A 15,926-nucleotide genomic window follows, 5' to 3' on the forward strand; every position below is an offset into this window, starting at 1 on the left:
CCTCATGACAGCTTCACTCTTGGATCGACGAGGGCATAGGTCAGATCGGTGGCGATGTTCACCAGCACGACGATCAGCGTGTAGATCACCATCATGCCCTGCAGCATGGTGTAGTCGCGCTGGTTCAGCGCGCCGATGATCAGCTTGCCGAGACCGGGGCGGTTGAAGACGATCTCCGTCAGCACCGAATTGCCGATCAGGATGCCGAGATACAGGCCCACGATGGTGATGACCGGGATCAGCGCGTTGCGCAGCGCGTGCTTCCAGACCACGACGCGCCAGGGCACGCCCTTGGCCCGTGCACTGCGGACATAGTCCTCCTGCAGCACCTCGAGCATGGCCGAGCGGGCGACGCGGGTGATGTAGGCGGCCATGATCAGGCCGAGATTGAGCGCCGGCAGCGCCATCGCCTGGAACCAGGCCGAGAGAGAGCCGGAGCCGGCGCTGATCACCGGGAACCAGCGCAGCATGATCGCGAAGGCGATCAGCAGGATGATCGCCGAGACGAAGGGCGGAAAGGACAGGCCGAGCAGCGAGGCGATGCGCGTCACATAGTCCGGCATCCGGTTGCGATTGACCGCGGCCCAGACCCCGAGCGGCACGCCGATCGCGACGCCGATCGCCATCGAGATCAGCGTCAGCTCGATGGTCCAGGGCAGGACGGCGAGGATCTCCTGGATGACCGGCCGGCCGGTGACCAGCGACACGCCCCAGTCGCCCCGCAGGGCCCCGGAGAGGAAGGTCCAGTATTGCTCGATCACCGGGGCATCGAGCCCCAGCCTGGTGCGCATCGCAGCGATCGCGGTCGCATCGGCCTGGTCGCCGAGAATGACCTGCGCCGGGTCGCCCGGCACGATCCGCACCACGACGAAGACGAGCGAGAGCACCGCCCAGAGCGTGACGACGGCGAAGCCGAGCCGTTTGACGAGGAAGGCGCCCATGATGCCGCCGCAAGCGAGAGAAAGGGAGCGGCCGTCTCAGGGCCGCTCCCCGGGGTCACTTGGTGAAGCGCGTGGTCTCGAGCACCGGCGGGCCGAGATTCAGCGAGGCCTTGAGCTCGTAGCCGAGGTCGAGGCTGTCCTTGTAGGCCCAGAGCTGCATCATCTCGTTGACGGGGATCGCGCAGACTTCCCTGATGATCTTCTCCTGCGCCGTCTTCCAGAGCGCGAGTTGCCTGGCCTTGTCGGCCTCCGAACGGGCCGCGTCGATCTCGGCATCGGCGACCTTGCAGTGCGAGAAGTTCGTCACCGCCGTCGGGGTTTTCACGATCGCGCGCGAGTGGAAGAACTGCGAGAGATAGACATCCGCGACGGGGAAGCGCGCCGCCTGGAAATGCACGACCTGCGACAGGTCCTGCCGGATCTGCTGGTGGAAGGTGGCATGCTCCACCGGCTGGATCTCCAGCGTGATGCCCGCCCGCTTCAGCAGCGCCTGCGTCGCCTCGGTGAAGCTGAGCATCGAGGGCAGCGTCGTGTTGATGGTCTTGATCGTGACCCCGTTGGGAAAGCCGGCTTCCGCCAGCAGCGCCTTCGACTTGGCGAGGTCGAAGGGCAGCAGAGCCGCCTTCTCGTCCGTGCCGAGATAGCCCGAAGGCACCACCGAGACGGCTGGGCGCGAGATGTTCTTGCCGCGGAACTGCCAGATCGCGTTGCGGTCGATCGCATGGGCGATCGCCTGGCGAACCTTGAGGTTGTCGAGCGGCGGCTGGCTCATATTGAGGTGCAGCACCGACATTTCGGCCGGGCCCATCGCCACCACCTTGACGCCGGGCAGGGCATTCATGCGGTCGACCCAGGCCTGCTCCTGCCGGCCGAGCATCATGTCGAGCTCGCCGGACTGGAAGGCGAGGTCGCGCGAGGAATCCGACGGGATGAAGCGGTAGAGGATCTCGGTCAGCTTCGGCTTGCCCCGGAAGTAGTCCGGGTTGGCGACGAGCTTGGCGTATTGCTGCGGCACATATTCGGAGAACATGAACGGGCCGGTGCCGACAGGCTTCTTGGCGAAGCCGTCCTTGCCCAGTTCCTCGGCGGCCTTCTTACAGACCATGTTGCCGCCATGGTAGTTCATGACGATGCCGAGCAGGCTCGGAACCGCCTGCTTCAGCGTGATCTTGACGGTGTATTTGTCGGGGGCCTCGACCTTGTCGAAGGCGCCATAATCCGACGAGAAGGCCGAGCTTTCCTTGGTTGCGGCCCGGTTCAGCGAATAGACCGCGTCTGCCGAGGTGAACTCGCCATAGCCGTGATGGCACTGCACGCCCTGGCGCAGCTTGAAGGTCCATTCCTTGCCGTCCGCCGAGGCGGTCCAGCTCTCGGCGAGATCAGGCTCGATGAATTCGGGCGAGAGTTCGCCGGGCTTGATCCGTACCAGCCCGTTGAACATCCAGTTCAGCAGCGCCTTGCCGGGCGTGCCGGAATTCAGATGGGGGTCGAGCACGCCGGCATCGGAGCTCTGCATGCCGACGGTCAGCACCGTCTTCTGCGCCAATGCGGGCGTCGCCAGCAGCGCGCCTGCCAGCATGGCGGCGACGGTCGATCCGGTTCGTTTCATTGCTGTTCCCCTGCGTTCTTGTTGGGTATCGGCGGTCCCGGCCTTGTGCCGGTGATGGCGAGCAGGACGACGATCCGTCCGGAGCGCGAAGCCTGTCCTGTCCTTGTCCCTCGGTCAGCGCGCCTAGAGCATGTCCTCCAGCCTGCAATTGACCAGCAATTCCGCGACCGAGGCATTGTTGGGCAGCGCGAGGAGCGTGGCAACCAGCTGCGCCAGATCGGCCGGCTGGGTCATCGCTTCGGGCGTGAGCGCCGTGCTCGCTGCCGTCATGTCGGTCCGCACGAAGGAGGGGCAGAGCGCGGTCGCGCGGACGCCCTTGTCCCAGGCGACGCGCCGCGCCGCATGGTTCAGCGCGATCATCGCGTGCTTCGCCATGTTGTAGGCGACGTGGTCGTTGCGCACGCGCTTGCCCGACATCGAGGCGACGTTGACGATGCGGCCCGTGCCGCTCGCCTCCAGATGCGGCAGCGCGCAATGGATCAGGTTGAGCGGGCCCTTGCAGTTCACCGCCCAGATCGCATCGAGTTCGGCCTCGTCCGGCTTGTGCAAGGTCATGGCGCTGTGCATGCCGGCATTGTTGACGAGGCCGTCGATCCGGCCGAAGCGCGCGATCGCGGCATCGGTCCAGGCGCGGTGGCTCGTCCAGTCCTGTGCGTCGTAGCGCGCGATATGGACACGGCCTGGATCCCAGCCCGCGCTCATGGTCCGGAGCGAGCCGAGGTCGCGCCCGCCCAGGCTCAGGCTGTAGCCCTGCTCATGCAGCGCCTCGGCGACCGCGCGGCCGATGCCCCGATTGGCGCCCGAGATCAGAATGACGCGTCCAATGGGGGCAAGCATCTGCCATGTCCTCTAGCCGTGCAGCGTCAGCGCGGCGCCCGCCGCCGGTTCACGTGCGAAGCGGTCCAGCCTGAACGGGCTGAGATCGAAGCGCGGCTGCTTCGACAGCGCAAGATCGGCGAGGATTTCGCCGGTGACCGGACCGATGCCGAAGCCATGGCCCGAGAAGCCGGCCGCGACGATCAAGCCGTCGAGGCCGGTATGGGCGTCGATCGCCGGCAGCGCATCCGGCGTGAGGTCGATCAAGCCGCCCCAGAGGCGCGCGATCCCCGCATCGGCGGCAGCCGGAAGCACCTGCGTCACCCGCGCGATCAGAGCGGTGATGTCCGCCGCGCGCGGCGCCAGCGCATCCAATGTCCAGGAGGCCGGCTCAAAGGGCCAGTCGCCGATGCCGGTGGTGACGCGCAGGCGCCCGTCGACCTCCTGCCGGCCGGCGCAATCGGCATTGGCGACGCCGAAGACCTGCTCGAACAGCGGCGGCAGTGGTACGCTCTGCAGGACACAGACGAGCTTGACCCGCAGCGGCAGATCGAGCCCCAGCGGCGTGAGCAGTTCGGGTGCATGGATGCCGGTCGCGACGATCACCTGGTCGGCCGAGACGATCTCGCCGCTGGCGGTTTCGACGCCCGTGACCCTGTCGCCGGTTCGCTGCAGCGCCCTTACGCCGGTGCCGTCACGGATGGTCGCGCCATGACGTGCGGCAGCCGCTGCGAAAGCCCGCACCACCGGAACCGGGTCGGCATGGCCGTCGCCCGGGCAGAACGAGGCGGCGAGGATCGACGAGCCGATGGCCGGTGCGATCGCCCTGATCGCCGCATTGTCCGGCAGATAGTCGATGGCGAGCCCGAGCTTGCGCTGCTCGACGACCAGTTCGCGGATCACCTCGATCTCGGCTTCCGTCCGCGCAAGCCGCAGATTGCCGCGCCGGCGGTAGCCGGTCGCCGCGTCGAGCTCCTCGTCGAGCCCACCCCAGCGTTCGACGGCGGCCTTCGCCAGCGGCAGCTCGGCCGGGTCGCGCCCGGATTGCCTGACGCCTCCCAGGGTCCAGCCGGACGCCATGGCCGCGAGGCTGCGGGCCTCGAACAATGTCACCGAATGACCGGCGCGCGCGATCTCGTAGGCTGCGGCCGTGCCGCTGATCCCGCCTCCGACGATGACGACGTCCGGCATGTCGACAGCCTCAGGAGAGATCGACGCTGATGCGCTTTTCGGCTTCGTCCGACCGGCGGCGATAGGCCGTCACCTCGAACTCGACCTTGAGCTCAGGCTGGCCGAGCGGCGTGCAGGTCGTGGTGTTGGCGGGGTCGATGCCCCGGAACTTGCGTCCGACGACCTCGCCGACCGCCTCCATGTCGGCGATGTCCGGCACGAAAACCCTGATCGCGACGACGTCCGCGAGCGAGGCGTCGACGGCGGCGAGCGCGCCCTCGATATTGCGGAAGGCCTGCTCGGCCTGGCCCCTGGCGTCGCTGGCGATGGCGCGGGTCTTATAGTTCCGCCCGGCCGTGTTGGAGACGAAGATCATGTCGCCGGCGACCACCAGCCGCGAGTAGCTGTTCAGATCCTCGTACTTGCTCCCGGATTTGACTTTGATGATCTCGCTCATGCGGATCTCCATTCAGGCATGGTCGGCGCGGCATGGCGGCTTCCACCATGCGTCGGCGATCGCTTGCCCGCGCGGTGCCGACATGATTGGTGTATACCACTTAAGCCGTTCGACGCTGTCAAGGCACGTCGGCGACAAGGGTGCGTGGAAACCGTAGGGGACCCGATACGGCGCTCGCGCCGAAAATGACGCGCACCACCTCCGAGCGAGGACGCGATTGACGTTTGGTATACACCAATCCATGCTGTTCCCTGGCCGCCAGCAAGGGGATCTCCGATGACGATGATTTCGCGCCGTGCCCTTCTCGCCGCCGGAACCAGCTTTCCCTTGGTTACGGCCTCCGCCTTCGCCCAGACGCCAGCGAGGAAGGTCCTGCGCTTCGGCCTGTCGAGCTTTCCGCCGAGCCTGCAGCCATGGGTCCATACGGGCACCGCCGCGCTGACCGTGAAGCTGCTGATCTTCCGCGGCCTGACCGGTTTCGACGAAAAGGGCGAGGTCCGGCCCGAGCTCGCGGAATCCTGGACGCAGGACGGGCCGACCGGCTGGATCTTCAAGCTGAGGCAGGCGAGCTTCCATAACGGCAAGCCGGTGACGGCCGACGACGTCAAATGGACGCTGGAGCAGATCGCCGCGCCGAATTCCACCGCCTTCCTCAGGGCCGAGTTCGGCGGCATCGAGACGATCGAGACGCCCGATCCCCGCACCGTCCGTATCGTCATGAAGCAGCCGACGGTGACGCTGCCGATCTGGCTGGCCAGCCCGCACGCGCCGATCATCGCCAGGGACTCGATCGAGGGGCGCGGCCTCGGCGTCGGCGCGGGTCCGTTCGTGGTCAAGGACCAGGAGCGCGGCGTGTCGATCGAGGTCGCGGCCTTCGACAAATACTACAAGCCGGGCCTGCCCAGGCTCGCCGGCATCAAGCTCACGGCCTATGCTGATGAGAACCTGCGCGTCGCCGCGCTCCAGGCCGGCGATGTCGATCTGATCGAATATGTGCCCTGGCAGCACATGGCGGCGATCGAGAAGGATCCGCGCCTTCATCTCGCTGCGGCCAACGGCCCCTTCATGGGTCTGAACTTCAACGGCACCAGCGGGCCGTTCAAGGATCCGCGCCTGCGCCAGGCGGTCGGTTTCGCCATCCGGCGCGAGGATATCGTCCAGGCTGCCTTCTTCGGACGCGGCACGCCGCTCCAGGGCATCCCGATCCCCGACACCAGCCCTTATCATGATGCCGGGCGGGCGAAATTCTGGAGCTATGATCCCGACAGGGCCAGGAAGCTGATGGCGGAGGCCGGCGTTCCGAAGGGCTTCTCCTGCACGCTGCTCTCGACGGCGCAATACGGCATGCACAAATCGACGGCCGAGGTGGTGCAGGCCCATCTCGGCGAGATCGGCATCGACGTGAAACTCAACCTGCCGGACTGGGCCTCGCGCGTCGATCTCGGCGGCAAGGGCCGCTACGAATTCTGCGTCCAGGGCACGACGGCCGACAACAACGATCCGGACGGGCTCGCACCGCTGCTCGACGGCGAATTGCCGCCGAACATCTCGCGCAGCTTCGGTCTGCCGACGCCGGAGATCCACGCCCTTTTCGCCAAGGGACGCGCCGAGTTCGATCTCGCCAGGCGAAAGGCCATCTATGCCGAGCTCGAGAAGCTCGCGCTGGAGCAGGCGCCCCTCGTCGGTCTCGCCTGGCGCTCCCAGGGTTATGGCATGGTCAAGGGCGTGACCGGCTTCAAGGCTCTGCCGGGCGGGACGAATTTCTTTTCGGCCTATTCGCTGGAAGAGACCTCGCTGGGCTGACCTGATCGCTCCGGCTTGGCTACGTGATGCGGGCGCGAGGCTTCCACGTGTGGACGCTCGCCACAAGGGCGAGCATGACGGAGATGTCGCGCGACCCGTCATTCGCCCCGGCTTCGCCGAGCCACCGTCTCCCGCAAGGGGAGGGCGCGGCTCCTCGCGATGAGGGCTGAAGGGAAGCCGGCCGCCCTCAGGCGACCCTGGTCGTGCGTTCCAGCCGGGCGAAGCGCTCGAGCCGGAAAGGCCTGGCGTCGATCAGCGGCGTGGCGCCCCTGACGAGATCGGCGATGAGCCGCCCGGCGCCCGGCCCGATGCCGAATCCATGGCCGGAGAAGCCGCTGGCGATGAAGAAGCCGGGCAGGCGCGGCACTTCGCCGATCACCGGCACGGCATCGGGCGTCGCATCGATGAAGCCGCCCCAGGCCTCCACGATCTTCAGGCCCGCGAAAGCCGGAAAGGCCTTGATCAGATTGGCCTGCCCTTCCTTCAGGATCTTGCCTACCGGCGCCGGATCGAGCACGCGCATGCACTCGAAAGGCGTCACCTCGTCGAGAGCCCAGCGCCGCCGAGTCCGCGCCTCTTCCAGGAAGCGCGCCCCGAGACGCAATCTGAGCTCATGCCGCTGCTTCAGCAGCGAAGGCAGGAAATCACCGAACAGGCGGAACGAGTCCGGCACGATCTCGGCGGTGCTCGCGCCGCGATGGGCGATGGTGTAGCCGCCGTCCTGACGCTTGCGGAAGGCGAAGTCCGAGCCGCCGACGGCATGGGTCGGCGGGCCGTCGAGCGGTTCGGTGCGCAGGACCGAGCCGAGGACCTTGAGCTGCGGGAAGTCGATGCCGAGATTGCCGAGGAAGAGGCGCGACCAGGCCCCGCCCGCGAGCACGATCTGGGAGCAGGCGATCGGGCCGCGTTCCGTCACCACGGCGCTGACGCGGCCGGCCGTGGTCTCGATGCCGCGCACGGCGCAGCGCGTCAGCACAGTGCCGCCATGACGGCGCAGCGCGCGCGCCATGGCCGGCACGGCCTTTTGCGGCTCGGCCCGCGCATCGCTCGGTGTAAACAGCGCCCCGGCAAAGGCGCGCCTGCAGCCGGGCAGGGTGCTCTCGATCTCGCGCGAGCTCAGCAGCCGGGAGTCGAGCTGGTATTGCCTGGCATGGTCGAGCCAGGCCTCGTGCTCGGCTAGCTTGGCCGGCGTATCCGCCACATAGACGATGCCGGAGCGGGTGAAGCCGGTGTCGCCGCCGACGAGCCTGTCCATCTCGGTCCAGAGCCGCATGCTTTCGAGACCGAGCGGAATCTCGCCGGGATCGCGTCCCATGATCCGGACCCAGCCCCAGTTGCGGCCCGACTGCTCATGGCCGACCTCGCCTTTCTCGCAGACCGTGACCGAGATTCCGTCTCTCGCCAGGAAGAGCGCGGTCATGATGCCGATGATGCCGCCGCCGATAACGACGACGTCGCTGCTCTTCGGCAGGGTCGCGTCGGCGTCGATCGTCTCGATCGTGATGCCCATCACATGTGCTCCCCGGCCGGAGACGAAAGCCCGGCCCCAGGCCGGGAGCGAAAGGCAGGCAGCGGCATGATCAGTCCTGTGGGGCCGGCGTGGAGTTGCGAAAGACGACGTGGTGGGGGTGGTTGACCGATTTCATGTATTCGATCGGCGTGCCGTCGCCGTCGCGCGCCACCAGCCTCAAGACCAGAGTGGGCGAACCGGGCTGGAGCAGAAGCAAGCGGGCCTCCAGCTCCGTCGCGATACCGACGCCGATCTCGCGGTCGCGCGCGCTGGCCTCGACGCCATAGCGGACCTTCAGCAGTTCGTAGAGCGACTGCCCGCCGACGAGGTCTTCCGCCACGAGGCCGGTGAAGCGCGCCGCCGGCAGGTAGCTGGTCTCGATGCAGAACGGTTCGTCATTCACCGTGCGCAGCCGGCGGAACATGATCAGGTCGGAGCCGGCTGCGATGTCGAGCCGACGTGCGATGCTCTCGGTCGCCTTCTCCTCGCCGAAATGCAGCAGCTTGTTGCCGGGCTCGCCGCCGGCATTGCGGATGAGGCGGGTGATGCCGAGGGTCGAGTGCACCTCGATCGGGCGCGTCACCTGGACCAGCGGGACGCGGGTGCCGCTGGTGCCGTTGCGCTCCAGCACCTTGCGGTCGACGAGCTTGTCGATCGCCTTGCGCACGGTCATGCGGTTGATGCCGAGCGTATCGGCGAGCGCCCGTTCGGACGGGACGCGGTCGCCCGGGCCATAGTCCGGTCCGCTGATGAGATCGAGCAGATAATCCTGCACCTCGACGTAGATCGGCTTGGCCCGCTTCACGGGTTCGCGCATGGCTGGCGTCTCTCGGATGCTTCCCGCTTCCGCATATAGCGGAGATCGTGTCGGCTCCACCTGTCGGACGCATAAACCCGCAGATCCGTCGCGATCGCGCTGATCCACGGACCGGTTGGACTATGGTTGACAGGCATTGGTATAGGTGATTGGTGTATACCAATTCCTCGCCGCCTGGAAGTGACGTTCTCCATGTCCATCGCCTACGATCGTGCCCGCGTGCAGGAGGGGCTCGCGCAGACCCGCGCCGCCGTGCCACGGGCCTTCGCGCTCGGCCGCCGCCTCGCTCCGGAGATCGACCGGATCTATCTCGTCGCCTGCGGCTCGGCGAACCGCGCCATGCTCGGCATCGCATACTGGCTCGAGCATTTTTCCCCGGGCATCGAGGTGCGCCGCTATTTCCCGGCGGAGTTCATGGCGATCGATCCGCCGCGCCTCGACGGCCGCACGCTGGTCCTGCTCGCTTCCAAATCCGGCACCACGCCGGAGACGGTCGCCGCCGCGGCGTTCCTGAAGGACAGGCCCTGCAAGGTCGTGGCGTTCAGCCAGCACGCCGACAAGCCGCTGGGCCAATCCGTTCCCGAACGCTTCATCGTCGGCGAGACCAGCGAATCCTTCGTGGCGATGTTCATGCTGATGCAGGCGCTGGTCGGCGGGGTCATGGCGGAAAAGGAAGGCTGGCCGCTCGGCGACAAGCTCGTCTCCTCGCTCGACGCGCTGCCCGGCGCGATCTGCGATGCCGCGGAGCAGAACGAGGAGCGCGCCGCCGCCGATGCGCGCCTCTATGCGCAGGACCGCAATTTCTATCACGTCGCCTCGGGGCCGGGCTTCACCACGGCCTATGTCTTCGGGGTCTGCATCCTGATGGAGATGCTCTGGCTGCACAGCTACCCGATCGAGGCGGCGGAGTTCTTCCACGGCCCGTTCGAGATCATCGACCGCAGCACGCCGCTCATCCTGATCAGCGGGGAAGATCCGAGCCGCCCGCTGATGGAGCGCGTCTCGGCGTTCTGCGACACCCATGCCGGGCGCGTGATGAAATACGATTCGCGCGATTTCGCGATGAAGGGCATCGCGCCGGAGATCCGCCCGATCGTCGCGCCCTACATTCTCCAATCGGCGCTGAAGCGCATGGCGGCGCATTTGTCGGTGCTCCACGATCAGCCGCTCTCGACCCGCCGCTACATGTGGAAGGTCGCGTACTGAATCTCGGTATGGAGCGGAGGCGCTCATGACCCGCAGGCTGCTCGGGCTCGGCGACAACACGGTCGACACCTATGTCGATCGCGGCCTGCAATTCCCCGGCGGCAATGCGGTCAATGTCGCGGTCCTGGCCCGCAGGCTCGGCGCCGAGACGGGTTATCTCGGCTGTCTCGGCTCCGACGAGGGCGGGATGCTGATCGTCGACGCCCTGCGCCGGGAGGGCGTGGATACCAGCCGCTGCCGCATCCTCGCCGGCGACAATGCCCGCGCCTTCATCGGTCATGACGGCAATGACCGCCGCTTCCTGCGCTCGCAGCACGGGGTGCGTGGGCAATGGGGCCGGTTCTCGCCCGAGGATCTTGCCTATGTCGCGGCCTTCGATCTGGTGCATTCGAGCGTCTACAGCGAACTCGACGGCGAGCTTGCGACGCTCCGTCGTGCCGTGCGCCGTTTCTCCTATGACTTCTCCGAGCGTTGGACGGAGGCCAATCTGGCGGCGACGCTGCCCTCGCTCGACATCGCCTTCCTGTCCTTCCCCTCCGGTTCCGACGCCGAATGCCGCGATCTGGCTCGCTGCTGTGCCGATGCCGGGCCCGGCCTCGTGGTGGTGACGCGCGGCGCGCGCGGCGCATTGGCGATGGCGGGTGGGGTATTCCACCAGAGCGGGATCACCGAGGCCGACATCGTCGATACGCTGGGCGCCGGCGACGGCTTCATCGCCGCGTTTCTTCTGGCCGTGCTGGAGGAGAAAAGCATTCCGGAGGCGCTGGCCGCGGGCGCGGCGAATGCCGCGACGGTCTGCGCCTATCAGGGCGGCTTCGGCCATGGCGTGCCGTGGTCGGCCGCCGCAGAGACGGCGTTCGGTTGAACGGGAGGATTGGGGATCATGGCCTGGCGTATCGGGATCGATTCCGGGGGGACCTTCACCGATGTCTGCCTCTTCGACGATGCCAGCGGCCAGGTCGCGGTCTGGAAGGTGCCCTCGACGCCGGACGATCCGTCCCGCGCCATCGCGCTCGGCACGCAGGAGGGCTGCGAACGCGTCGGCGCCAGGCCGAGCGAGGTCGTCTATTTCGGCCATGGCACGACGGTCGGCACCAACGCCCTGATCCAGCATCGCGGCGTCAGGACGGGTCTCATCACGACCGACGGCTTCCGCGACCTGATCGAGATCGGCCGCCAGAAGCGCCCGGATCTCTACGACCTCCAGGCCGACAAGCCCGCGCCGCTCGTCACCCGCGACCTGCGCTTCGGCGTCGCCGAGCGCGTCCGCCATGACGGCTCGGTCGAAACCCCGCTCGACGAAGACGGCGTGCGCCAGGCGGCGCGCGCCCTCAAGGCGGCCGGCGTCAAGGCGGTCGCGATCGGTTTTCTCTACGGCTTCGTCCGCCCCGAGCATGAGGATATCGCGCGGCGCATCGTGGCCGAGGAATTCCCCGAGGCCTTCATCTGCACCTCGCATGAGGTCGCGCCGGAATTCCGCGAATATGAACGCATCTCGACGGCGGTGGTGAACGCCTATCTCGGCCCGGTCATGCAAGGCTACATCCAGCGCCTCGCCGGGCGGCTGGAGGACCTCGGCGTCACCGCGACGCCGCATCTGACGCAATCCAATGGCGGTGTCATCGGTTTCGACATGGCTGCGCGCCTGCCGGTGCGGACCGTGCTGTCGGGGCCTTCGACCGGCGTCGTTGCGGCGCAGGCGATCGGCGCGATGACCGGGATCGCGAACCTGATCACCTTCGACATGGGCGGCACCTCGTCCGACGTCGCGCTGCTGCGCAAGGGCGAGGCCAAGCTCGCCAGCGACGCGATCGTCCACGGCTATCCGATCAAGGCGCCGATGCTCGACATCCACACGGTCGGCGCCGGCGGTGGCTCGATCGCGGCGATCGATTCGGGCGGCCTGCTCAAGGTCGGGCCGCGCAGCGCCGGCGCCGACCCAGGCCCGGTCTGCTACGGCCGCGGCAGCACTGAACCGGCCGTCACCGACGCCAATGTCGTGCTTCAGACGCTGAACCCGACGCATCTGCTCGGCGGGCGCATGCCGATCGACCAGTCGCTCTCGCGGCAGGCGATCGGCCGCATCGCCGACAAGCTCGGCCTCGACCTGATGGCGACGGCGCAGGGCATCATCTCGGTCGTCACCGCCAACATGGCCAAGGCCATTCGCGTCATCAGCGTCCAGCGCGGCCATGATCCGCGGGATTACGCGCTGGTCGCCTTCGGCGGGGCGGGGCCGCTTCACGCCGCCCGTCTCGCGCGCGAGCTGGAGATGAAGCGCATCATCGTGCCGCGCAATCCCGGGATCGGCTGCGCGCTCGGCCTGCTGCTCACCGATCTGCGCGCCAATTTCGCGACGACGCGCCTGGCGACGCTCGGTGACGGGCTCGTCGGCGACATGGCCGAGGTCTTCGCCGGTCTCGAAGCCCAGGCCGAGCACTGGTTCGCCGAGGAGAAGGTTGCCCCCGCCGATCGCAGGGTCAGGCGCACCGCCGATCTGCGCTATCATGGTCAGAACTACGAACTCGCCATCGACCTGCCGGAAGGGGCGATCACGGCCGGGACGATCGCTGCTCTCGCTGAGGGCTTCGCCGAGGCGCACAGGCGGCTCTACGGCTTCATTGCCGAGGGCGAGGCGGTGCAACTCGTCACCTACCGCGTCGAGGCGATCGGCTTCGTGCCGAAGGCCGAGTTCCGGCCGCAGCCCGATGCCGGGCCGGATGCCTCCGCCGCCCTCGTCGGCCGGCGCGAGGTCTGGTTCCCGGAGGCGGGGGGCTTCGTCGATTGCCCGATCTATGACCGCGACGCGCTGAAATCGGGCAACCTGATCGAAGGGCCGGCGATCATCGAGCAGATGGACGCGACCACGGTGCTGCTGCCCGGCATGACCGCCCGTGTCGAGCCCTATCTCAACCTGATCCTGGAGACGCCGTGATGAACGCGACCGCATCCGTCGCCGTCGATCCGATCACCGTCGAGGTCATCGGCTCCGCCTTCGCCTCGATCACCGAGGAGATGGGCGAGGCGCTGGTCAGGGCGAGCTACTCCACCAACATCAAGGAGCGCCGCGACTGCTCGACGGCGCTCTTCGACGTCGGGGGCGACACCCTCTGCCAGGCCGAGCATATTCCGATGCATCTCGGCTCGTTCATCGGCATCATCCCGCATATCCTGAAACGCCATGCCATCGCCGAGATGAAGCCCGGCGACGTCTTCATCGGCAACGACGCCTATGAGGGCGGCGGCACGCATCTGCCCGACATCGTCCTGGCCGAGCCGATCTTCCATGACGGAGAGATGGTCGCCTGGGCCGTCAACACGGCCCATCATTCCGATTTCGCCGATCGCGGCCACGCCCATATCTATCAGGAGGGTCTCCGCATCCCGCCGATCCGGCTCTATGACGGCGGGGTGCTGATGAAGGACGTGCAGGAACTGATCCTGCTCAACTGCCAGGTCCCGCGCGAGCGTCTTTCGGATCTGCGCGCCCAGATGGCGGCGAACCGGCTCGGCGTCGAGCGCGTTCGCGCGCTCTGCGACAAATACGGCCGCTCGACCGTCCTCGCCGCCGGCAGGGCGCTGCAGGATTATGCCGAGCGCAAGATGCGCGCCGGCATCGCCTCGATTCCCGACGGCGTCTATCGCTTCGAGGATTCCTTCGACAATCCGGAGATCGACGAGCCGCTGAAATTCTCGGTCGAGATCACCGTCGCAGGCGAGCAGATGACGCTCGCTTTCGACTCGCCGCCGCAGATGCGCACCGGCTTCAACATGGTCTACACCGCGCTGCTCTCGACGGTGTACTACGCCGTCAAGACGGTCGCCGACCCGACGATCCCGCCCAATGCAGGCCTGGCGCGGCCGCTCACCGTCGCCGCCACGCAAGGGACGGTGCTCAACTGCGTCCATCCGGCGGCGGTGAACGGACGCATCGCGTCCTGCCAGCGTGTCGTCGACCTCATCCATGGCGCACTCGCCCAGGCCGTCCCCGAGCGCGTCATCGCGGCGTGCTCGGGCGCGGTCGCCGCGGCGACCTTCATGGGGGCGCAGCCCGGCAGCGGCGATCTCTGGGTCTATCTGGAGACGATCGGCGGCGGCAGCGGCGCGCGCGCGACCAAGGACGGTCTCGACGGCGTCCATGTCCATATGACCAACACCTCGAACCTGCCGGTCGAGGCGCTCGAGGTCGAGTATCCGCTCACGCTCCTGCGCTATGAGCTGGTCGACGGCTCGGGCGGGCTGGGCCGCCAGCGCGGAGGCATGGGCTTGCGCCGTGTCTACAGAGCCGAAGCGCCTTGCCGACTCAACCTCGACAATTCACGGCTGACGTCGCAGCCCTGGGGCATTGCCGGTGGCGGGCCGGGGCAGGGCGGCTCCTTCGCCTTCAGCGAGGGCGTCGAGCCCTTCGTCAAGGGCGACGGCGCGCTGGAAGCCGGGCAGATCGTCGAGATCATCACGCCCGGCGCCGGCGGCTATGGCCCGGCCTCCGAACGCAGCCCGGAGGCGCGGGCGCGGGACCTTGCCGAGGGTCGGGTTTGAGCCGGCCGGCGGCGGATCGTCATGGTCGGGCTTGTGTGCCGACCACGACGAGGAACCAGGTGCCCACGGCAGGTGGCAAAGTTCACACTACGAGGTCGAGCGGCGGCACCGGCTCGCCGCGGGAGACGTGCTCGATATTGGCGAACATCCGCTTGACGGTGGGCGCGAAATTGTCGGCGGCCATGGCGGCGAGATGCGGCGTCACGACGAGGTTGTCGAGCGTGAGCAATTCGCTGTCGGCGGGCAGCGGCTCGACGGAGAAGACATCCATCGCCGCGCCTGCGATCTCCTTCGCGCGCAGGGCCACGACCAGGTCGGCCTCGTTGACGACGCCGCCGCGGGCGACATTCACCAGCACGGCCGTCTTCTTCATCGTCCGGAAGGCGGCGGCATCGATCAGATTGGTGGTCTCCGGCGTGAGCGGGCAATGCAGCGAGACGACGTCGGACTGCGCCAGAAGCTCCGCCATCGAAGCGTGCCTGACGCCGAGCGCCGCCTCTTCCGCGGCGTCGAGCGGTTGGCGCTTCGCATAGAGGATGGTGCAGCCGAAGCCCTTGAGCAGCCTGGCGACGTTCTTGCCGATGGCGCCGAAGCCGACAATGCCGACCGTCTTGCCCGAAAGCGTGTAGGTGTCGCCCGGCATGTGCCCGGTGCGCCAATGGCCCTTTTTCAGTTCGGCGTGGCCATAGCCGATGAAGCGCAACGCGGCGAGCGTCAGGCCGAGCGCGAACTCGGCGACCGGCACGGCGTTGCTGCCCGTGGTCCTGGCAACCTTGATGCCGAGCTCTTTCGCCGCCGCGACGTCGATATTGTCGACGCCGACGCCCCATTTATGCAGCAGCTTCAGCTTCCTGGCCGCGCGCAGCACATCGGCCGAAACGCCGACCTGGCCGGAAATCGCGTAGTCGGCCCCGGCAATGATCTCCTTCATGTGTGCGTCGCCGCGCGCCGTGCCGTGGGTCAGCACGAAGCCGGGCGGCAGCAGCGCGCGCAGCTTCTCGGCGCGCTCGGGGGCGGTCATGTCGAGGAGCACGATGGTTTCGGGCATGATCAGGGAT

At 67.6% G+C, this 15,926-nt stretch carries 13 protein-coding genes; 5 read left to right on the top strand and 8 right to left on the bottom strand.

The window, feature by feature from the left end; translation table 11 throughout:
• Nucleotides 1-2: 2 nt before the first annotated feature.
• The 5 genes from CS1GBM4_RS00545 to CS1GBM4_RS00565 form a co-directional block, all read right to left on the bottom strand.
• Complete coding sequence (locus CS1GBM4_RS00545; RefSeq protein ID WP_186416733.1) at nucleotides 3-941, bottom strand: ABC transporter permease; 939 nt, start codon at nucleotides 939-941, stop codon at nucleotides 3-5.
• A gap of 55 nt (nucleotides 942-996) precedes the next feature.
• A complete protein-coding gene (locus CS1GBM4_RS00550; RefSeq protein WP_186416734.1) occupies nucleotides 997-2,550 on the bottom strand; it encodes an ABC transporter substrate-binding protein in 1,554 nt (517 codons plus the stop codon).
• A gap of 123 nt (nucleotides 2,551-2,673) precedes the next feature.
• Nucleotides 2,674-3,387: an SDR family NAD(P)-dependent oxidoreductase gene (locus CS1GBM4_RS00555; RefSeq protein ID WP_186416735.1), complete on the bottom strand. Its 714-nt coding sequence runs from the start codon at nucleotides 3,385-3,387 to the stop codon at nucleotides 2,674-2,676.
• A gap of 12 nt (nucleotides 3,388-3,399) precedes the next feature.
• A complete protein-coding gene (locus CS1GBM4_RS00560; RefSeq protein WP_186416736.1) occupies nucleotides 3,400-4,557 on the bottom strand; it encodes an FAD-binding oxidoreductase in 1,158 nt (385 codons plus the stop codon).
• Between the two features lie 10 nt (nucleotides 4,558-4,567).
• Entirely contained in the window at nucleotides 4,568-4,993 is a 426-nt protein-coding gene (locus CS1GBM4_RS00565) for a RidA family protein (RefSeq protein WP_186416737.1), read from the bottom strand.
• 276 nt (nucleotides 4,994-5,269) lie between these two features.
• On the opposite strand from CS1GBM4_RS00565, the gene CS1GBM4_RS00570 reads away from it, so the two are divergent.
• A complete protein-coding gene (locus CS1GBM4_RS00570; RefSeq protein ID WP_186416738.1) occupies nucleotides 5,270-6,796 on the top strand; it encodes an ABC transporter substrate-binding protein in 1,527 nt (508 codons plus the stop codon).
• A gap of 187 nt (nucleotides 6,797-6,983) precedes the next feature.
• Here CS1GBM4_RS00570 and CS1GBM4_RS00575 read toward each other — a convergent pair whose 3' ends face one another.
• Nucleotides 6,984-8,306: an FAD-binding oxidoreductase gene (locus CS1GBM4_RS00575; protein ID WP_186416739.1), complete on the bottom strand. Its 1,323-nt coding sequence runs from the start codon at nucleotides 8,304-8,306 to the stop codon at nucleotides 6,984-6,986.
• 70 nt (nucleotides 8,307-8,376) lie between these two features.
• Nucleotides 8,377-9,123, bottom strand: coding sequence for a GntR family transcriptional regulator (locus tag CS1GBM4_RS00580; protein WP_186416740.1), 747 nt, complete (start codon nucleotides 9,121-9,123; stop codon nucleotides 8,377-8,379).
• Nucleotides 9,124-9,315: 192 nt separating this feature from the next.
• Here CS1GBM4_RS00580 and CS1GBM4_RS00585 point away from each other — a divergent pair, with 192 nt between their 5' ends.
• The 4 genes from CS1GBM4_RS00585 to CS1GBM4_RS00600 are packed head-to-tail and all read left to right on the top strand — an operon-like array spanning nucleotide 9,316 to nucleotide 14,868.
• Complete coding sequence (locus tag CS1GBM4_RS00585; RefSeq protein ID WP_186416741.1) at nucleotides 9,316-10,329, top strand: SIS domain-containing protein; 1,014 nt, start codon at nucleotides 9,316-9,318, stop codon at nucleotides 10,327-10,329.
• 25 nt (nucleotides 10,330-10,354) lie between these two features.
• Nucleotides 10,355-11,194: a PfkB family carbohydrate kinase gene (locus tag CS1GBM4_RS00590; protein WP_186416742.1), complete on the top strand. Its 840-nt coding sequence runs from the start codon at nucleotides 10,355-10,357 to the stop codon at nucleotides 11,192-11,194.
• A gap of 18 nt (nucleotides 11,195-11,212) precedes the next feature.
• Nucleotides 11,213-13,264, top strand: coding sequence for a hydantoinase/oxoprolinase family protein (locus CS1GBM4_RS00595; RefSeq protein WP_186416743.1), 2,052 nt, complete (start codon nucleotides 11,213-11,215; stop codon nucleotides 13,262-13,264).
• Nucleotides 13,264-14,868, top strand: a complete 1,605-nt coding sequence (locus tag CS1GBM4_RS00600) for a hydantoinase B/oxoprolinase family protein (RefSeq protein WP_186416744.1) — start codon at nucleotides 13,264-13,266, stop codon at nucleotides 14,866-14,868. Before CS1GBM4_RS00595 ends, CS1GBM4_RS00600 begins: the two co-directional genes overlap by 1 nt.
• Nucleotides 14,869-14,950: 82 nt before the next feature.
• On the opposite strand, the gene CS1GBM4_RS00605 is transcribed toward CS1GBM4_RS00600, so the two are convergent.
• On the bottom strand, nucleotides 14,951-15,916 hold the full coding sequence (locus CS1GBM4_RS00605) for a 2-hydroxyacid dehydrogenase (protein WP_186416745.1): 966 nt from the start codon (nucleotides 15,914-15,916) through the stop codon (nucleotides 14,951-14,953).
• Nucleotides 15,917-15,926 lie beyond the last annotated feature (10 nt).

It is taken from the genome of Allobosea sp. CS1GBMeth4 (genome assembly GCF_900185715.1).
GTDB lineage: Bacteria > Pseudomonadota > Alphaproteobacteria > Rhizobiales > Beijerinckiaceae > Allobosea.